The organism is Rhizobium sp. BK602 (genome assembly GCF_014195095.1).
Lineage (GTDB): Bacteria > Pseudomonadota > Alphaproteobacteria > Rhizobiales > Rhizobiaceae > Rhizobium.
The window spans coordinates 64,887-85,754 of the sequence record NZ_JACIBC010000004.1; the positions used below are offsets into that span (position 1 = coordinate 64,887).

Here is a 20,868-nt window from a genome sequence, read left to right on the forward strand (position 1 = left end):
GTTAAGGGAGCCACCACCCCTCGCTGATCAGCGAATTTCCGCAGAAGACAATCCCTTCATGAAGTGCCCCTAATTTCACCCTACCAAGCGCGCAAACCACTTCGGGGCTGCCGGCCATGATCCGGATCAAACAGGCTCTGCTCTCATTGCTATTCACGGATTGTCTTGCGGAATGCCGCTGGAGGTTGCCCGACCATCTTCGAGAAGACCCTGGTGAAGTGCACATGGTCGGCAAAGCCGCACTCGGATGCGATCTGCAGGATCGGCAGTGACGTTCTGACCAGAAGATGTCGTGCGCGCTCTATTCTGCAATGCAGTAGATATTGATAGGGAGTCATGCCGGTCGAATCCTTGAAAACCCGCGCGAAATGTCCCGTGGTCATTCCACTACCGGCAGCCATATCGGCCAGGGATAATTTCTGGTTTATATGCGTCTCGATCAATGCCCGGAAATGGGCAAAGCGTCTTCCTCCCGGTTTCATCACGATATCAGCCCCTTGGTGCAGAGGTCCGAAACTGGAATAACGGTGGAGGATATGACAGCAAAACGCGCGCGCCAAATGTTCGGCATAGATATCAGGCAACCGGGAATCGAATTCGACCGCATCGCTAATCGCGGTGATCAATCCCTCGAGCAAGGGATCCTGAATCATTTCTTCGGTGTTGAAGATGGCCGAGGATAGGTCCTGTTGATAGATCTCGGCTGCGACCGCATTCAGAAAGGAGTTTCTGATATAGATATGCGTCGTATGGATATAGCCGTCTAATTTTACCTTAAAGCTTTTGCCGGCTGGCAGAATGAGTGCCTGGCCGGGGCGCAGGTTTGTACTTCCCTCTTCCCCGCTCAGATTAAAGGCCATCTTTGCAGACCCGGATCGCACCAAGCCGACGAAGAGATGCGGGCTCGCCCTGAAAAAGCCCTCGTAAGGAGCCTCGATCTGGGTCGCCACATATACATTTTTCCAATTGCGGCCGGCACTCGTCCATAATGTCTGGCAGGTCTCGAGAAGACCGATGCCATGCAATTCCTTCACCGGAAATTCGCCATCCGCAAAAGAAATTATCTGATGTTCGCACGTCATGACCGCTGCCCATCTGCCTGATTAATCAGGCTTTCCCGGACGTCGCTCTAGCCTTTGAGACAAGCAGGAACCATGAAACTCTGCTCAGGCGGACCCGCAAATCATTTTCGCTTCGAGCGCTGTCAATCGCTTCTCGATGCGGAACAGCCTGTCATCAGTTGAGAGCCAAGGGAATCTGGCGCAAGTCACTATCAAACATGACGAAAGTCATATCGTGCATCCGCCGGCTTGGCCTCCGGGAACAGTGACAGAAAACTCAGAGCCCGCTTAGCGCAAGATGCGTATCGAAATTCCATCAGGGCAGGAGCCGGATGCTGTTTCTCTTTGCAATTCTCGATCGTTCGGCGGCATAATTCGGCGCTATCAAAGGATAGTCGCTGGGCAATCCCCATTTGGCACGATATTGCTCAGGCGTCAGATTATATTTGGCGCGCAGATGACGACGCAACGATTTGAATTTTTGACCGTCCTCCAGGCAAATGATGTAGTCCGGAGTTACAGACTTTGCGATAGGAACGGCAGGCTTTTTCGGGGCTACGCCGTCGGTTCCGGCATCCAGGGCGCCAGCCAAGCTCTCATAGATCATTTGAATGAGGTCGGGGACCTTGTCGCGAGCAATGACATTATTCGCGACAAAGGAACAGGTGATATTGCGGGTGACGTTAAGCAGCCGAGAGTGGATTTCAGGCAATGGAATTCTCGTTAATGGAGTGAGCCGATTCCGGCATGATCATGCGGCATCTTTTAAGCGTAAAAGTCGGATCATTCTCATCGATGTCGTGACATTTCCGCCTCCATGTCTGTCGAGAGAAACACGCCTTGATTGTAACGGAGGTCGTATTTGCGCGGATTGACGTAGATATCTGTCTTCAACATGCAACCATCCTTGAAACCCAAGCTATCCAGGTCCTTTTGACCGGCGAACTCCATTCAGGAATGAAAGGAATCGGCTCCGCGTTTTTCTTCGCCATCGGAGAGTTTTTCCGCTGCCATCAAGATGATGGCGCATACGACATGGCGCAGGTGCCAACCCGAAGCGACAGCCTCATCAACGAGCATGGAAACGGATGGCTCCAAAGCGAATTCACATTCGTCCTGATATCCAGGGTCTGCCGGATATTTGGTAGGATAATTGATCCTAGCCCTCGCCATAGAATTCTTCTCCATCAATGGCGCGGGGGATCATCCAAAGATACCAACAGCAGCAACAATGAGAGCCAATGCGAAAATCGGCGCCAGTAGCCAGCGTGCTTCATATACGCTGTTCGGATCTGCCCTTTCGCTTGAGTGCCTATTTCTCATCATGGATAGCTCCTTGACAGGCATCACCACTGCCCTTGTTTTCTGGCTGCAGAGACCGACCGATCGACATTGCTACATGGTATCCGCGGGCGTACCACGAGGAGCTGAAACGGCCAGCGGCGGCGCCTGCGCAGTCGGCCCAGCCAGCACCTCGTATGCCGGCTGGACCGCCACCGCCTTGACCAACATAAAGATGATCCAGGCGAAATCGAAAAACTGACAACGACGTTGCTGAAATCGCCGCAGGTGAGGTTTCTCGTGTCTCCCGCAATGTTGCCATGGCGCCCTCCCGACCGACGACGCTGAGCAAGCAGAGGGAAAGACGTCGTCAGCGAAATTGGCAACGATGAAGCGACAGCCAAATCCATCTCCCCCATGGATAAGGAGTTCTCTCCTCCCAAGGTGGCTACATGGCCTGGCGGCGCGATCAGGAATAAACGCTTTCGCGCCCGAAATGCTTTACCAACAGATAGTAGAAGACAGCCCGGTACTTATGACGATTGGAACGACCATATTGGTCGACTGCCGCTTCAAGTCCTGCTTCCATGCTGGCACCGGGAGCCAGCCCGAGCTTCCTCACGAGAAAGTTCGTCTTAATTCGCTCCATCTCCTCCTTGTCGGAGGCTGAAACGATAGAAGCATCACTATTGTAGATCGCCGGGCCGCAGCCCTTCGTTACCTTCGCTAGCAGATCCGCATCCACCGACATGCCACACTTTTCCGTCAAGTCAGCCGCATATTTTGCGATCAGTTCATCCCATTTGCTCATAGTCATGCCTCCGGTTTTGAACCAGTGTTGCTAATATCGCCGCGCCATGATCGTCTTGCTGCTTCCGCCGCTTGCCTGAAGCACACCAGCGGAGCCCGCTCGAACCATATCTGCCGATGGTGTTGTCTGAGCATGCAAGCACTTGATCCGGCCCTATGTGATCGAGAGGTTCGATCCTTTGATAAATGGATGATTGCCAACCTAGATACTTCCGGAAAAGCAGCCATATGGCGAAGGTCAGAATCGATAGTGACGAAAGTCATATTCGCTTGCGGCCAACCCAGCTTTTGCCTAAAGTAGTCAAGCTTCATTTGCGCACTGATTTGGGAACGAATGGTTGACCTTAGCGCTGAGTTAGTGTCGGCTGCTGAAGCCGATGTTATTGGCTTCGCTATTATCGGCGCAGACAGGACGGTTAAGCGAAAAGTCGGACGCCTGGTCGAGTGGCTTCCTGCCATCGGAGACGATAGCTGCCAGTGCATGCTGCTGGTCGGGATGGAAACGGAATTGGCCGCTCTCGCCGAGGGACGGCGGGGAGTCATCACATTTTCGCGGGTGCGTGGCGCATCGCCTGGACTGGATCAGCCTCTGACGGCGGTTATCCTTTGGCACAAGGATCGGCTGCATTATGTGGTGGTTGCGATGCCCGATTTTGCCGCTCGCGAAATCGAGACCTTGCTGGAAAGCGAGCGCCGCACGCGACGGCTGATAGAACAACAACTCGAGGTGGCAAGTTCGGAAGTGCACTTCGCCTCCCTGGCGCGAACCCGCCTTCGCCTCGCGCGCGACCTTCACGACACGCTCGCCCACTCCATTCTCGCGCTTCTGACCCAGATTCGGCTGATCCAGCACTTTCTGGAGACCGATCCCGCCCGCGTCGCTGACAGTCTCGCAGTCGCGGAACAAGCCGCCATCAGCGGCCTGGCGCGCGCGCGCAACGCCATTGCCCGTTTACGGATGCCGGACGAATTCGAGCTGGCGCCCGACATCGAGAGCATACTGTCCGATTTTGCAAGACAGACGGGCGTCGACATATCCGTCGATATCGATGAGGGAGCTCGCGGGGAGTTGCATCGCCACGGCTCGACGGTTCAGCGCATCATGCATGAGGCGCTGCGCAACATCGAACTGCATGCGCAAGCTCGGCATGTTCAGTTTCGCGCGGCCACCGAGGCGGATACCAAGGACCAGAGACTTGTCATCGACATCCGCGACGATGGCCGAGGATTTGATCCGGCAGTTCCCAAGCCGGAGCATTTCGGGCTGGTCGGAATGGTCGAGTTTGCCGCACTCGCCAATGGGAATTGCGTTGTGGAAAGCGCATACGGAAAGGGTACGCTGGTTCGCATATCGTTGCCCGCGACCCCGTCCTTGACGACACAACCATCAAGCACTCTCGCGAATGTTGGCGCGGAAATGCGGCAGGACAGGAAGAATGACGGAACAAGCTGAATTGACGGAAAAGCTGCGCGTGCTGATCGCCGAGGATCAGACCTTGATCAGGGAGGGTCTCGTCACGCTCCTTGCACAGCAGAACGATGATTTCGAAATCGTTGGCGGGGCGGCGGACGGCGAGCAGGCGATCGAATTGGCGCGTCGATATCGGCCTGATGTGATTTTGATGGACCTGCAGATGCCACGGATCGACGGCATCGTCGCAACCCGCCGGATCCTTCGCGAGTTTCCGAATATCAATATCGTCGTCTTGACCACTTTCGAGACGGATGACCTGATTTTCGAGGCGATCAGCGCGGGCGCGAAGGCATATCTACTCAAAGATGCAAGAATCGACGAAATCGCGGCAACGGTCCGGGCGGTAAGGAACGGCCAGTCAGCGCTTTCGCCGACGGTGGCAGCGCGCATTCTCGACGAGTTCAAGCGGCTGCGGCCGCGGGGTACGCCAGCAAGTCCGCCCGTTCGCGATACTTTGACGGAACGCGAGAATGCAATTCTCAACCTCATCATCGTAGGCAAGAGCAATCGCGACATCGGCAGACAACTGCATCTCGCGGAGGGAACGGTGAAGAACTATGTGAGTACAATCCTGGATAAGTGCGGCGTCCGAAACCGGACGGAACTAGCTATAAAAACAATAAATTAATCGAAATTTAGTGCTATTTTACACGCCCTATTTTTTGCAGATTGACCGTGCTGTGATTACCTATCTTTTTATATTAAATTAGCGTTGATTGAATCGCGGCGGCGTCAATTGTGGCGGATAAACGGGGAACGGCCATGGCAGGGAACGAGCAAAATCGAAAGAGTTCAAACGGCGTCGCTTCAGCCAACGAGCAGGAAGCGGTGGTAAACTCCGAAACGACGATCGATCAGGTCCGCGATCTCCTGTTCGGCGGAGCACAGCGGTCGATCGAAGGCAGCTTGACCAGTTTGCGCGAAGAGATGCAGGCTGTCATCAAGCAGCTTCAGGCAGAATTCGCAAAGGAACTGGCGGCCGTGCAGGACAAGCTGCAGCAGCTCGAGCGCACGACGGAAGAGAAACGTCTCGCTTCGCATCGAGATGTCGGCGTGGCGATTTCGGAACTCGGCGCAACCATCAGCAAGCTGGGATCCGGCGGCACTGGAAGATAGCATGGCCCGCGCCGTCGGCCATAATACTGAAATCGAGCGGCTCAAGACATTGCTCTTTCAATCGGAAGAGGCGCGTCTCGATACGCTGGAGGCGGATGTCGCTTTTCTCCAGCGATATCTTGGGGACGCCGACCGTCTTGAAGCGGCAACCGCGGACATACTGGTAGCGGCGCTGGAGCGTGCGGAGGTCAACCGGCCGCGCGACCTCGCGAACGCCATCGCCCCCTCCGTCGTTTCCGCGATCAGAAGCGAAATCGCCAATTCGCGCGACATGATGGTCGAAGCGCTCTACCCGATCACCGGGCGGATGGTCAGCGCGGCAGTGGCGAACGCCTTCAAGCAACTCGTTGCGTTTCTGGAGCAGCGCCTCAACACCCTGACCTCAATGGAGCTTTGGATAGGACGCGTCAAGTCGCTGGTGACCGGCCGTCCGATCAGCGAATTCGTGCTGGCAAATTCCAACCCGCCAAATGTGCGCCGGCTGCTGCTCATCGAACGCGGTGCTGGGCGCCTCATCGCGGAATGGACACAGGAGGGAACCCACGACGAGCGGGCAGATCTGCTGAGTGCCATGGTCGCGGCCATTCTGGAATTTTCCGTTCAGGCTCTGGCGGGCGAAGGCAACCTGCAGAAGCTCGACTTCGGCGGAAGGGAGATCATGCTCAGCGCGTCGCCGCGCTTCATCCTCGCGGCGGAATGCACCGGCCTTCTCCGTCCCGCCGACGAGGCCCGGATCAATGCGCTTTTCCTGGACGAAATCGAGAGCATCGACCACGGGACCGATAGCAACGCTGCCAAGCTCGCCTCATTGGCGGCTGCCATCGAGTCCGATCCTCGCCCAGGCAAGAAGACGAGCCGAAACGGAAAGGTGATCCTGCTGACGCTTCTTGCCGTCGCCGCCGCCCTCTTCGTTTGGCTGGCTACAGGGTTCGTGACCCGGACGATGCTGGAGCACCGAACGAATGCCGCCCTGCAGCAGCTTGCCCAAGAGCAGCCACTGCTGGCGTCGTTTCCGCTGCAGCTGTCGTTCGACCATGGCAATCGAAGCGTCACGGTTTCCGGCGTTGAACCGAGCAGCCTGGACCCCGCCCCCGTCGTCAACGCACTGGCCAGGGCGGCCGCCCCTTACCAGGTTGTCAACCGGATGGGCATGGTGCCCGGGCTGGAACAGTCCGCGACATTGCGAACCGATCTTGCCTCCATGCAGAATGCCCTTCAGCGCTTGCAGGCGAGCAGCGAGGAAATGCGCGCCGCCGCGGCCGCGGCAGCGGAGTCCAAAGATCAGCAATATGCCAGCCTGAACAAGCAATATGTCGATCTGCAAGCTCGCCTGCAGGCGAGTATCGCGGAAGCGCGTAGCGCGATTGTCTCGGAAGCGGAGTCCCGACATCAGCAATATGCCGGGCTGCAGGCCATCGCGGACTCTCCGGCTCAACGGCTTGGCCGCTTCCTGGCCACGACGGCGATCTTTTTTGGCAAGGGCGACGAATTCGTCGATGTCGGGGAGGCTGAACGGCAGATTGGGCAGTTGGCAGCATTGCTTTCAGGCAATGATCTCAGAATCCGGATCGTCGGCTATGCCGACGAGAGCGGATCGGAACAAAGTAACAAGGTGCTGGCCGGCAAGAGGGCTGAGGCAGTGGCCCAAAGATTGAAAGCCCTGGGTATCGAGCCTGCCCGGCTGTTTGTCGTTTCCCGCTCGGCAGCAATGCCCATTTCAGACAGAATGGATGCGGGCGGCAGCGCAAACCGCCGGGTCGCTTTCGAGAACGTGTTTCAAACCGAACCGGCGCAATGATGCTGACAACGAAAGTTATGCTGCTGGGCGATATGGGCGTTGGCAAGACATCGATCTTGTACCGGCTCGTGCATGATCGCTTCGACGGACAATACAAGACGACGCTTGGCGTGGAGGTTCTCAGCTACGATGTCCCCGCGCCCGCCGTCGGTGGAGGCGAGCCGATGCGCCTGGTGCTTTGGGACACCGATGGCGATTTCGGCACCCGCATCTTCGACACCGTTTATGTGGCCGGCGCCTCCGCGGCGATCATCGTATCGGACGTGACGCGGCCGCAAACCGTTACACGCATGAACGAATTGGCCAGTAGCTTCGAGACAAGATTCCCAGGGCGGCCTTACAAGGCGCTTGTGAACAAGATCGATCTGGCGGACGCCGCAGCCGGCGCGGTGTGGCCCGAAGGGCTTGCGCAATCAAACGTCAAATTCGTGAGCGCAAAAACCAGCAGCGGCATCGCGGAAGCCTTTGCCGAGCTCGCGGAAACGATACGTCGTCGACAATTTTAGCTGGGCATCCGGAAATTTTATCGCGCTTTTGGCGCCAGCGCTGATCAATGGCGCTCCTGGCTTTTCCGCAAGGACGGTTTATCCCGGACATAAAAAGGCCGCCCGGAGGCGGCCTTTATGAGTGACTGGACCAGCTATTCTATTGGTCTTTTTTCGCTGTAGCCTTCTTGGTCGGCTCCACCGTGGCTGGGGTATAATCTTGCGTATTCATAGCGCTCAGTTCCGCCTTGCTCACCTTCTTGTCAGCGACGGAAATCCGGCTGAGAAGGTAATCGACCACCTTATCCTCGAATATCGCTTCGCGCAGAGCACGGAGAGCATTCGGGTTGGTGCCGGCGAGTGCGAGTACCTGTTGCTGCTGGTTTGTCGGCAAGAGGCGAACCTGGTCGACCAGACGATGTTGCAACTCCTCGTCCGAGACGGAGATGTTCGCATTCCTGCCGATTGCGACCAGGATCAGCCCAAGACGGATGCGGCGTTCAGCAAGGCGCATATAGCCAGCGCGCGCCTTCTCCTCGGTCGTGCCGATGTCGGCGAAGGTGCGATGTGTCGTCTTGAGGTCGTTGTTGACCTGCGTCCAGATAGTGTTGAACTCGCTTTCAACCAACTGCGCAGGCACGTTGAACTGATAGGAAGCGACGAGTTGCTCGAACAATTGTTGCTTCACTTTCTGACGCGTAATCAAACCGAACTGACTGGCGATCTGGTTGCGCACAGTCTCATGCAGACGCTTCAGCGATTCGAGGCCGAGAGCCTTTGCCGTTGCGTCGCTGATCTCCAGCTTTTCGGGTTTGGCCACTTCTTTGACCGTGACGTTGAAGGTAGCCTTCTTGCCGGCCAGATATGCAACCTGATAGTCCTTGGGGAAGGTCACCGAAACCTTCTTCTCCTGGCCCGGCTTGGCGCCGACCAACTGGTCCTCGAAGCCCGGAATGAAATTCCCGGCGCCGAGTACCAGCAACTGGTTGGTACCAGTGCCGCCGGAAACGGGGTCGTTGAGCTTGCCGACATAGTCGATCGTAATCCGGTCACCTACAGTCGCCTTGCTGACCTTGGACTTATAGATTCGGGTTGCTTCGGCCATCCGCTTGACTTGCGCGTCAATCTCGGCCTCCGGCACATCGTAGACTGGGCGCGTCACTTTGATGCTGGCCAGGTCCTTGATATCGATCGCCGGAATGCCCCAATTGTTCAGCTTGTCCGGACCCGAAGCAACGCCACGGACCGCACTGTCACGCGAGATGTCCGCAGCCTTACCGATCGCAACGGGACGCGAGCTGCTGGAGCCAACGTTGACGCCTCCGATCGCGCTGTTGCTCGGAGTGCCGATCACATTGGCAGGAGCACTGCCGACGCGAGTATTGGCTCCATCGATCACACCGTTGGAGGTATCGCCAGCCGTACTGCTCATCAGGACGGTGGGGCTGCCACCGGCGCTGAGCCTGCCGGGATTGAGGAGAGCTCCTGGACGCGCGCCGCTGGGGCCAGCATTGACGCCTCCCATCGTGCTGTTGGAGGTGCCCTTGACCGGATCGCCGGCCGCATTGGCAGGCAGATCACCCAGGCGGGTATTGGCGCCGCCGGTCACACCGTTGGAGGTATCGCCAGCCGTACTGCTCATCAGGACGGTTGGGCTGCCGCCGGCACTGAGCCTGCCAGGATTGAGCAGGGCTCCTGGACGCGCGCCGCTGGGGCCAGCATTGGCGCCTCCGGTCGCGCTGTTCGAGGTGCCGTCGGTCGGATCGCCAACCGCATTGGCGGGTAGACCACCCACGCGCGGATTGGCCCCGCCGGTCATGCCGTTGGATGCATCACCGGCCGCACTGCTCATCAGGACGCTCGAACCGGCGCCGGCGTTGGGCTTGCCAGGATTGAGACCGAAGGGCGCACCCAGCGCTCCGATCGATCTGGCCACTGTCTTGGCAAACGATGCAGGCATCGCACCAAGCTTGCTAGCCAGCGATCTGCCGCGGTTTACATCGCTGGCGGTAGTCGACGCGCCACCGATATTATCCGCAGCCGTTTCGGGATCACGCGTGACATTGGCCAAGGCGTCAACCGCGCTATTGGCAGGCATGCTGCTCGGGTCACGATACGCATTGGCCAGAGCGCCATCCGTACCGGCAAACGGACCTTCGGCGGAACCGAACGGCAGCATGCCGCCCATTTCGGAAGCCGGAGCCGATGGCCCGTCGTTCACGAAAATGAGCAGACCATCGAGTGAAACTCCACAGCTCATATAATTGCCGGACGAGTCTCCGCAGTTAACGAGATTGGCGACAGGATAGCCCCAGCTATTGGTCGTGTAGCTCCCTGTGATGTCATTGCTTGTATTGTTCCAGCTGACATCACCACCGGTGCTGATGCTGCCACCGTCACCGCCGAGACTACCACCTGCGTTGCCGCCGACCTGGATCCCGCCGCCGGCGCCGCCGGCGCCACCACCGCTGCCGCCACTGCCGCCGCCACCGGTATTGCCACCGGTACCGCCGCCGCCTGTTCCACCGGTTGAGCCGCCGATCGAACCAACAACACCACCGATCAGACCGCCCGTGCTGTCGATCACGCCGACCACGGTATTGGTCAGGGAGCCAACCGTACCGCCGAGTGTACCAACGAGACTACCTGCGCTAGTGACCGTATTGTCCAGCGTGCCGACGATACCGCTGAGCGAACCACCGATGCCATCGGTGCTACCAACGGCTCCGTCTACGGCGTCGGCAAGCGAACCGACCGTGCCAGTCAGAGAGCCAACCGTATCGCCTACGCCGCCGAGTGCACCGACAGCGCCAGTTGCGACACCGCCGAGCGAGTTGCCGATGCCGCCTGCGCCACCGACGGCGCCGTTCAGAGCGCTTGCCAGGGAGCCGACCGTATTGCCAACGCTACCGATCCCATCGGTACCACCGACGGCTCCGGTTGCGGCGCTGGCAAGCGACCCCACGACCCCACTCAGAGCGCTGGCCGGATCGCCGACACCGCCGGCGGCGCCATTCAAGGCATTGGCCACGGAACCGACCGCATTGCCAACGCTACCGATCCCGTCGGTACCACCGACAGTTCCGGTCGCAGCATTGGCAAGCGAACCGACGATCCCGCTCAGAGAGCCAGCTGGATCACCGACACCGCCGACCGCGCCGTTCAAGGCATTCGCCACGGAGCCGACCGTAGTACCGGCACCATTGGCGGCACCGCCGATTGCACCGACTGCACCCGTTGCAGCACCGCCGAGCAAGCCGCCAATACCATCTGCTCCACCAACGGCTCCGTTCAGAGCGTTGGCCACGGAGCCAGCCGCTCCGCCCGCACCGTCGAGGGCGCCGACGACGCCAGTCGCAACGCCGCCAAGCGAGCCGCCAACACCGCCTGCTCCACCGACAGCTCCATTCAGAGCACTGGCGACGGAACCGATCGCATTACCGGCACCATCGAGGGCGCCAACCGCTCCATTGGCAACACCGCCCAGAGCACCGACTGCACCCGTTGCAGCATTGCCGATACCGCCGGCTCCGCCAACGGCTCCATTCAGAGCGCTGGCCACGGAACCAACCGCATTGCCGGCACCACCGAGGGCGCCAACCGCTCCATTCGCTGCGCCACTCAGGGCACCAACCGCGCTCGTTGTCGCGCCACCGAGCGAGCTGCCGATGCCACCTGCTCCACCGACCGCACCATTCAAGGCGCCAGCCAAGGAGCCGACCGCGTTGCCGGCACCGTCGAGGGCGCCGATCGTACCTGTTGCGACACCGCCGAGCGAACCGCCGATACCACTTGCGCCGCCAACGGCTCCGTTCAGAGCGTTGGCCACCGAGCCAGCCGCATTGCCGGCACCAGTTGCCGCACCATTGACGGCATTAGCCAGGGAGCCAGCTGCACCGCCGGCGCCGTCGAGAGCACCAACGATGCCAGTTGCAGCACCGCCGAGAGAGCTGCCAATTCCACTTGCGGCGCCGACGGCTCCGTTCAGAGCGCTGGCCACGGAACCGACTGCATTGCCGGCACCATCAAGCGCACCGCCGGCTCCACTAATAGCGCCGACCGCACCATTGGCAACACCGCCCAGGGCACCGACTGCACCAGTTGCAGCATTGCCGATACCCCCGGCACCGCCGACCGCACCGTTCAAAGCGCTGGCCACGGAGCCGGCCGCATTACCGGCGCCACCGATGGCGCCGACCGCACCATTGGCAACACCACCAAGCGCACCGACTGCGCCCGTTGCAGCACCACCGATACCACCAGCTCCGCCAACAGCTCCATTCAGAGCATTGGCCACCGAACCAACTGCATTGCCCGCTCCACCGAGAGCACCAGCCGCGCCATTAGCGGCGGCACCCAAGGCGCTGACGGCACCAGTTGCAGCATTGCCGAGCGAGCCGCCAATGCCACCGGCTCCGCCGACCGCTCCATTCAGAGCGCCAGCCACGGAACCAGCCGCATTGCCAACACCAGCTGTAGCACCGTTGACAGCACTAGCCAGGGAACCAGCTGCATTGCCCGCTCCGCCAATGGCACCAACCGCACCATTGGCAACACCGCCCAAGGCACTGACAGCACCAGTTGCAGTATTGCCGAGCGAGCCGCCGATACCGCCTGCTCCACCGACAGCACCATTCAGAGCGCCAGCCACGGAACCAGCCGCATTGCCGACACCAGCTGTAGCACCGTTGACAGCATTAGCCAGGGAGCCAGCTGCACCGCCGGCGCCGCCCAGGGCACCGACAGCACCAGTTACGGCACCTCCAAGCGAGCTGCCGATACCGCCGGCTCCGCCGACAGCTCCATTCAGAGCATTGGCCACGGAGCCAACGGCATTGCCGGCCCCCGTTGCGGCACCATTAAGGGCGCCGACGATGCCAGTCGCAACACCGCCCGCTCCACCGAGAGCACCAGCCGCGCCATTAGCGGCACCGCCCAAGGCGCTGACGGCACCAGTTGCAGCATTGCCGAGCGAGCCGCCAATGCCATCTGCTCCGCCGACGGCTCCATTCAGAGCGTTGGCCACGGAGCCGACTGCATTACTGGCACCGGTTGCCGCACCATTGACGGCATTGCCCAAGGAGCCAGCTGCTCCGCCAGCACCGTCGAGGGCACCAACGATGCCGGTTGCGGCACCGCCGAGCTGGCTGCCGATACCGCCTACTCCGCCGACCGACCCATTCAAAGCACCAGCCACGGAACCGACCGCGCCGCCGGCACTATTGGCTGTACCACCGAGTGCACCGACAGCGCTAGTTGCAGCATTGCCAAGCGAGCTGCCGACGTTACCTGCTCCGCCAACGGTTCCGTTCAGAGCGCTGGCCAAAGAACCAGCTGCATTACCGGCACCAGCTGCCGCACCGTCGATGGCACCAACGACACCGGTCGCGGCACCGCCAAGCGAACCACCGATACCACCGGCTCCGCCGACAGCTCCATTTAAAGCACTGGCCAGGGAGCCAGCTGCACCGCCGGTGCCGTCGAGAGCGCCCACAACGCCGGTTGCAGCACTACCAAGCGAGCCGCCGATACCGCCTGTTCCACCAACCGCGCCATTCAGAGTGCTGGCCACGGAACCGACCGTGCCACCGGCACCGTCGATGGCGCCAACGACACCATTGGCAGCACCGCCCAGAGCACCGACAGCGCTAGTTGCAGCATTGCCGAGCGAATCGCCAATACCACCGGCTCCACCAACGGCGCCGTTCAGAGCGTTGGTCAGGGAGCCAGCTGCACCGCCAGCGCCGTCGAGGGCACCAACAACGCCAGTTGCGACACCGCCAAGCGAGCCACCAATACCACCTGCTCCGCCGACAGCTCCATTCAGAGCACTGGCCACGGAGCCAGCCGCATTGCCGACACCAGCTGCAGCACCGTTGACCGTATTGGCCAGGGAGCCGACTACATTACCGGCACCATTTGCTGCGCCACCGAGTGCACCAACGGCGTTCGTTGCAGCACCGCCAAGCGAGCCACCGATACCGCCGGCTCCGCCAACAACGCCATTCAAAGCGCTGGCCACAGAGCCAACCGCATTGCCGGCGCCATTGGCGGCACCGCCCAGAGCACCGACTGCGCCAGTTGCAGTACCACCGAGCGAACCGCCGATACCGCCTGCTCCGCTGACGGCTCCGTTCAGAGCGCTGGCAACGGAACCAACCGCATTACCGGCTCCCGTTGCAACGCCGCCAAGCGAGCTGCCGACACCACCGAGAGTGCCAACCGCACCATTCGCAGCATCGCCCAGGGCACCGGCGGCACTAGTTGCAGCATTGCCGAGCGAGCCGCCAACGCCACCTGCTCCGCCGACTGCGCCGTTCAGAGTACTGGCTACGGAGCCGACCGCATTGCTAGCTCCAGTCGCAGCACCGGCAAGGGCACTGACAGCGCCAGTTGCAGCGCCACCGAGCGAGCTGCCGACACCGCCTGCTCCGCCGACCGCTCCATTCAGAGCGCTAGCGACGGAACCAGCCGCATTGCCAACACCGGTAGCAGCACCGTTGACAGCATTGGCCAGGGAGCCAGTTGCGCCAACGACACCATTGGCAGCACTACCGAGTGCGCCGACGGCTCCCGTTGCCGCGCCGCCAAGCGAGCTGCCGATACCGCCTGCTCCGCCGACAGCTCCGTTCAGAGCATTTGCGACGGAGCCAACCGCATTGCCGGCTCCCGTTGCAGCACCATCGAGGGCGCCGACAACCCCAGTCGCAGCACCGCCTGCTCCACCAAGAGTACCAACCGCACTATTCAAAGCGCCGGCCACGGTCCCGACTGCGCTCGTTGCAGTACCGCCGAGCTGGCTACCAATACCGCCTGCTCCGCCGACCGCCCCATTCAGAGCATTAGCGACGGAACCAGCCGCATTGCCTGCACCACCCAGCGCACCGACCACACCAGTTGCCACACCTCCGAGCGAGCCGCCAACGCCGCCTGCTCCGCCGACAGCTCCGTTCAGAGCGCCAGCCACGGAACCGACTGCGTTGCCGGCACCAGTCGCCGCACCGTTGATAGCACTAGCCAGGGAGCCAACTGCACCTCCGGCACCATTAGCAGCGCCACCCACGGCACCGACTGCTCCATTTAGAGCACCAGCCAAGGAGCCTGCCGCGCTGCCGGCACCAGTCGCAGCGCCGTTAATAGCATTAGCTAGGGAACCAGTTGCACCACCGGCACCGTTGATGGCACCAACCACACCATTCGCGGCACCACCAAGCGCACCGACAGCGCCCGTTGCCGCACCACCGAGCGAGCCACCGATGCCACCTGCTCCGCCAACAGCTCCGTTCAGAGCGTTGGTCAGGGAGCCGGCTGCGTTGCCTACTCCACCGATGGCGCCAACCGCACCATTGGTAGCACCACCAAGTGAACCGACTGCACCCGTTGCCACGCCACCGAGTGAGCTGCCGATACCGCCTGCTCCGCCGACAGCGCCATTCAGGGCGCTGGCCAGGGAACCGACTGCATTGCCGACACCTGTCGCGGCACCAACCGCACCATTGGCAGCACCACCAAGCGCACCGACAGCGCCCGTTGCCGCACCACCGAGCGAGCCACCGATTGCGCCGACAGCACCAGTTGCAGCGCCACCGAGCGAGCTGCCGACACCGCCTGCTCCGCCGACCGCTCCATTCAAAGCGCCAGCCAAGGAGCCCGCCGCATTACCGGCCCCAGTTGCCGCACCGTCGATGGTACCAACGGCGCCAGTTGCAACGCCACCAAGCGAGCTACCGATGCCACCTGCTCCACCAACAACTCCATTCAGAGCACTGGCGACGGAGCCAGCCGCATTGCCGGCTCCGGTTGCGGCACCATTGACGGCATTAGCCAGGGAGCCGGTTGCACCGCCTGCTCCGCCAACGGCTCCGTCCAGGGCGCTGGCCACAGAACCAACCGCACTACCGGCTCCCGTTGCAGCACCACTCAGGGCACCGACAGTACCATTGGCAACACCGCCCAGGGCACCGACGGCACCCGTTGCGGCACCTCCGAGCGAACCACCAACACCGCCTGCTCCGCCAACGACTCCGTTCAGAGCGCTGGCCAAAGAGCTAGCCGCGTTGCCGGCGCCGGTTGCCGTGCTGTTGACAGCGTTGGCCAGGGTGCCAGCTGCTCCACCGGCACCATCGAGGGCACCAACAATGCCAGTTGCAGCACCGCCGAGCGAACCGCCGATGCCGCCGGCTCCGCCAACAGCTCCGTTCAGAGCATTAGCCACAGAGCCGACCGCGTTGCCGGCACCATCAAGCGCACCACCGGCTCCACCGATGGCACCAACCGCACCATTGGCAGCACCACCCAGGGCACCGACAGCACCAGTTGCGACACCGCCGAGCGAGCCGCCAATGCTACCGGCTCCACCGACAGCTCCATTCAGAGCGCTCGCCACGGAGCCAACTGCATTACCGGCACCATCGAGCGCACCACCAGCTCCACCGATGGCACCAACCGCACCATTTGCTGCGCCGCCCAGGGCACCGACTGCACCAGTTGCGACACCGCCGAGCGAGCCGCCAATACCGCCGGCGCCGCCGACAGCCCCATTCAGAGCGCTCGCCACGGAGCCAGCTGCATTACCGGCACCATCAAGCGCACCACCGGCTCCACCAATGGCACCAACCGCACCATTGGCAGCACCACCCAGGGCACCAACAGCACCAGTTGCAGCGCCGCCGAGAGAGCCACCGATGCCGCCTGCTCCACCAACGGCCCCATTCAGAGCGTTGGCCACAGAGCCGACTGCGTCGCCGGCACCGTCGAGGGCGCCGACGACACCAGTTGCCGCACCTCCAAGCGAACCGCCGACACCGCCTGCTCCGTCAACCGCTCCGTTCAGAGCACCAGTCAAGGAGCCGGCCGCATTGCCGATACCTGTTGCAGCACCAATCGCACCATTGGCGGCACCACCAAGCGCACCGACTGCACCCGTTGCCGCGCCGCCAAGCGAGCTGCCGATACCGCCGGCTCCGCCGACAGCACCGTTCAAAGCGCCAGCCACGGAGCCCACAGCATTGCCGACACCTGTCGCGGCACCAACCGTACTATTGGCAACACCACCAAGCGCGCCGACAGCACCAGTTGCAGCACCACCAAGCGAGCTGCCGACGTTACCTGCTCCGCCAATGGCCCCATTCAGAGCGCTGGCCACCGAGCCAGCCGCGTTGCCGGCACCGCCGAGGGCGCCAACCACACCATTCGCTGCACCACCGAGTGCACCCACAGCGCCAGTCGCAGTACCGCCGAGCGAACCGCCGATACCGCCTGCTCCGCCAGCGGTTCCGTTCAGAGCGCTGGCCAAAGAACCGGCTGCATTACCGGCACCAGTTGCTGCACCGTCGAGGGCATTAGCCAGGGAGCCAGCTGCTCCACCGGCACCATCGAGGGCGCCGACGACGCCAGTCGCAGCACCACCTGCTCCGCCGATGGCACCAACCACGCCATTCGCAACACCACCCAGCGCACCGACAGCACCCGTTGCAGCACTGCCGAGCGAGCCGCCGATACCACCGGCTCCACCGACAGCGCCATTCAGGGTACCAGCCACGGAACCAACCGCATTGCCGGCACCATCAAGCGCACCGCCGGCTCCACCTATGGCACCAACCACGCCATTGGCTGCACCGCCAAGCGAGCCACCGATTCCACCGGCTCCGCCGACAGCTCCATTCAGGGCGCCAGCCACGGAGCCCACAGCATTGCCGGCTCCCGTCGCGGCACCATCGAGAGCGCCAACCACACCAGTCGCAGCACCACCTGCTCCGCCGATGGCACCAATCACGCCATTGGCTGCACCGCTAAGCGCGCCACCGGCTCCACCGATAGCACCAACCGCACCATTTGCTGCGCCACCCAGGGCACCGACGGCGCTAGTTGCAGTACCACCGAGTGAGCCACCGATACCGCCTGCTCCACCAACAGTTCCATTCAGAGCGCTGGCGATGGAGCCGACCGCAGTGCCGGCACCAGTTGCCGCACCGTTGACGGCATTAGCCAAGGAGCCAGCTGTTCCGCCAGCGCCGTCGACGGCTCCAACCACACCATTGACGGCACCACCCAAGGCACCGACCGCACCTGTTGCAGCATTGCCGAGCGAGCCGCCAATGCCACTTGCTCCGCCAACGGCGCCATTCAGGGTGCCAGCCACGGAACCAACCGCATTGCCAGCACCATCAAGCGCACCGCCGGCGCCACCAATGACACCAACTGCACTATTGGCAACACCGCCCAGCGCACCAACAATGCCAGTTGCGGCACCGCCAAGCGAACCACCGATACCACCTGTCGCGCCGACCGCGCCATTAGCAGTGCCGCCCAGCGCGCCGACGGCGCCAGTTACAGTACCACCGAGCGAACCGCCGATACCGCCGGCTCCGCCGACAGCTCCATTCAGGGCGCCAGCCACGGAACCAACAGCATTGCCGATACCTGTTGCGGCACCAACTGCACCATTGGCAGCACCACCAAGCGCGCCGACCGCACCCGTTGCAACACCACCGAGCGAACCGCCGATACCACCGGCTCCGCCGACAGCGCCATTCAGGGTGCCAGCCACGGAGCCGACAGCATTGCCGACACCTGTTGCGGCACCAACCGCACCATTGGCGGCGCCCCCAAGCGCGCCGACCGCACCCGTTGCAACACCACCGAGCGAACCGCCGACACCGCCGGCTCCGCCGACCGCGCCGTTCAGAGCGCTGGCCACGGAGCCGACCGCGGTGCCGGCGCCGCTGCCTGCACCGTTGACAGCAGCCGCCAGGGAGCTAACTGCGCCGCCAAGCGAGCCGGCCGTGCCGCCAATTCCGCCAACAACCCCGTTGACGGCATTGCTCAATGAACCCGCCGTGCTGCCTGCGCCATTGGCCAGATTGCCCAGCGCACCTGCCGCACCCGTGGCTGTACCGGCAAGCGAGCCACCAACGGCGCTTGTGCCACGGGCCACGCCTTTCGCGGTCTTGCCAAGCGAGCCGACCGTGCTGCCGACGGATTTCTGCGCGGCCTTAGCGACGCGCTTCGCGGACTTATTCACGGACTTGTCTATGTTGGCGACAGACTTATGCAGCTTGCGCAGGGATTTGCCAACGCCAGTCGTTACCCCGCTCACAGACGAGTTCACGCTACCGACCGCGCGACCAACGGAAGAGCTACCACCGCCCACTGCGCCTCCGACAGACCTGCCGGCACCACCGACTGCACCACCGACAGACCTGCCAGCCCCGCCAACGGAGGAACTGGCAGAACTCGATGCGCCGCCAACAGACTTGCCGGCACCACCGACCGCGCCGCCTAAGGAGGAGCCCGCGCTGCCGACAGACTTGCCGACGCCGCCCACGGCGCCACCCACTGCGGAACCGACGCTACCGACCGCGCCGCCAACGGACTTGCCAACACCACCAACCGCACCGCCGACAGACTTGCCGACGCTACCCACGGCGCCACCCACTGCGGAACCGACGCCACCGACCGCGCCGCCGACGGACTTGCCAACACCGCCGACCGCACCGCCGACGGAAGCACCCACGCTGCCGACAGATTTGCCGACGCTACCCACGGCACCACCGACCGAGGAGCCGAGACCGCCCAATGCACCGCTCAAAGAGTTACCCGCTCTAGCGGTGCCTCCGCCGGTTTGCACGACCGCGGCTGTCAGCAACGCGATGGTTGCCGTGGAAATGAGGAATTGGGAGCGATTGCAAATCTTGGACATGACTCAGACCCTCCTGCTGGTTTTCAGCAATAACAAAGGCGACACGCCACCTAACGATCCGCTAGGTTCATCGCCCGACAAAACCTCGAAAAACTCAATCGAATCCGACATTTCGCTTGCCCCTCGGGGTCAAGGAATTCGGGGTATGCGACGCCATTCCCGGTCCGCATTGGCTGCAGACCGAGCTCGGATCTCATCTTGAATGGTCAAGCGAATCAGCCTATAAAAACCCCGGCTTCATCGAAGTTGGCTTGTTCGGCGAACAAGCGAATGCCACAGATTTTTTATAAGCTCAGCATTGGACGTACTTCGCAGTACCGACCTTATGGTAAGGTTGATTGCTCAGCTTGAGACGATTGATGTCTGAAATCTTTTGGCTATCCCACACTAAATTTTGGTCGCTACATTGCCTCCTGTTCGCAGCCAATTGGCGATTAGGTTGGCACAGTTGCGGTGCGAATTCTTTGTCAACTATGGCGAAGTTTTGACTGAAATATGCAAATATGATTGATTTCTGATATTCCGCCACATTTCGGAACACTAAAAAGATCAGTTTTTAGAATGGATAAGGCCGCCGGGCATGACCGCGACCAGGCCCCGTTTGCCGAAGTCGCGTCTCCGTACACAGGTCAACTTCCTACGTGCATGAAATACCCGGCAAGCAGTATGGGCAGGATGAAAGCGGTTTAAGGTCCTGCACTGAGACCGAATGGACAATGAACATCATGCGGTCCGAGGCAGATGACCGGGAAATCGCAAGAGCCTGAAACTCGCCGACATTTGTTGTTCGGCGTCCCAGGAATAGATGCCGGCGAGGCTTATGTGGTCCCAGCGGAGCAACGAGACATGCTTGGACAAGACGCCAGCGATGATCCGACCGTCCTGACGAAGGTGAGCGACGGCGTGCCAATATGATTGGCCAGCGTCGGGTAGACATCGGCCATAAAAATCGTCCCTGAAATACGTCTCTTTATTCCTGCCTCTCCATGGATTGACCGCCGTTTTGCGCTTGTGCCTCCCTCTCTCGGCCGTCCGTCAGCAGTCGCGGAGCTTGCCTCGGGCACCACGCTCGCCGCCTCCGATATCGCGGAAGCAGGTTCCGCAGCTACCTTTTTACGGCGCGGCGCGCGCTGCTTCTTAAC

10 protein-coding genes and 1 pseudogene are annotated in these 20,868 nt (G+C 61.5%); 6 read left to right on the forward strand and 5 right to left on the reverse strand.

Annotated elements, in window-relative coordinates; all coding sequences use genetic code 11:
- Nucleotides 1-149: 149 nt before the first annotated feature.
- Together FHX11_RS14080 and FHX11_RS14085 are read right to left on the reverse strand one after the other, a co-directional pair.
- Nucleotides 150-1,082, reverse strand: a complete 933-nt coding sequence (locus tag FHX11_RS14080) for an AraC family transcriptional regulator (RefSeq protein WP_184358270.1) — start codon at nucleotides 1,080-1,082, stop codon at nucleotides 150-152.
- Nucleotides 1,083-1,377: 295 nt separating this feature from the next.
- Nucleotides 1,378-1,773, reverse strand: a complete 396-nt coding sequence (locus FHX11_RS14085) for a MucR family transcriptional regulator (protein WP_184358271.1) — start codon at nucleotides 1,771-1,773, stop codon at nucleotides 1,378-1,380.
- Between the two features lie 441 nt (nucleotides 1,774-2,214).
- On the opposite strand from FHX11_RS14085, the gene FHX11_RS14090 reads away from it, so the two are divergent.
- Entirely contained in the window at nucleotides 2,215-2,604 is a 390-nt protein-coding gene (locus FHX11_RS14090) for a hypothetical protein (protein ID WP_184358272.1), read from the forward strand.
- A 207-nt stretch (nucleotides 2,605-2,811) separates the two neighbouring features.
- Here the strand turns inward: FHX11_RS14090 and FHX11_RS14095 are convergent, their stop codons facing one another.
- Nucleotides 2,812-3,153, reverse strand: a complete 342-nt coding sequence (locus tag FHX11_RS14095; RefSeq protein ID WP_184358273.1) for a DUF2853 family protein — start codon at nucleotides 3,151-3,153, stop codon at nucleotides 2,812-2,814.
- 333 nt (nucleotides 3,154-3,486) lie between these two features.
- Here FHX11_RS14095 and FHX11_RS14100 point away from each other — a divergent pair, with 333 nt between their 5' ends.
- The 5 genes from FHX11_RS14100 to FHX11_RS14120 all read left to right on the forward strand — a co-directional run bounded on the left by FHX11_RS14100 (nucleotide 3,487) and on the right by FHX11_RS14120 (nucleotide 8,046).
- The gene (locus FHX11_RS14100) at nucleotides 3,487-4,605 is read left to right on the forward strand and encodes a histidine kinase (RefSeq protein ID WP_184358274.1); all 1,119 of its coding nucleotides are present in this window, start codon (nucleotides 3,487-3,489) and stop codon (nucleotides 4,603-4,605) included.
- Complete coding sequence (locus FHX11_RS14105; protein ID WP_184358275.1) at nucleotides 4,589-5,254, forward strand: response regulator transcription factor; 666 nt, start codon at nucleotides 4,589-4,591, stop codon at nucleotides 5,252-5,254. Before FHX11_RS14100 ends, FHX11_RS14105 begins: the two co-directional genes overlap by 17 nt.
- Nucleotides 5,255-5,364: 110 nt before the next feature.
- Entirely contained in the window at nucleotides 5,365-5,742 is a 378-nt protein-coding gene (locus tag FHX11_RS14110; protein ID WP_348649706.1) for a hypothetical protein, read from the forward strand.
- A gap of 1 nt (nucleotide 5,743) precedes the next feature.
- Nucleotides 5,744-7,540 (forward strand): OmpA family protein, encoded by a 1,797-nt coding sequence (locus tag FHX11_RS14115; RefSeq protein ID WP_184358277.1) that lies wholly within the window; start codon nucleotides 5,744-5,746, stop codon nucleotides 7,538-7,540.
- Nucleotides 7,537-8,046, forward strand: a complete 510-nt coding sequence (locus tag FHX11_RS14120) for a Rab family GTPase (protein WP_246780999.1) — start codon at nucleotides 7,537-7,539, stop codon at nucleotides 8,044-8,046. Before FHX11_RS14115 ends, FHX11_RS14120 begins: the two co-directional genes overlap by 4 nt.
- Nucleotides 8,047-8,185: 139 nt before the next feature.
- Here the strand turns inward: FHX11_RS14120 and tig are convergent, their stop codons facing one another.
- Complete coding sequence (gene tig, locus FHX11_RS14125) at nucleotides 8,186-19,615, reverse strand: trigger factor (protein WP_184358278.1); 11,430 nt, start codon at nucleotides 19,613-19,615, stop codon at nucleotides 8,186-8,188.
- Between the two features lie 834 nt (nucleotides 19,616-20,449).
- A pseudogene (locus tag FHX11_RS30125) lies at nucleotides 20,450-20,629 on the reverse strand (hypothetical protein); the annotation flags it as partial.
- Nucleotides 20,630-20,868 lie beyond the last annotated feature (239 nt).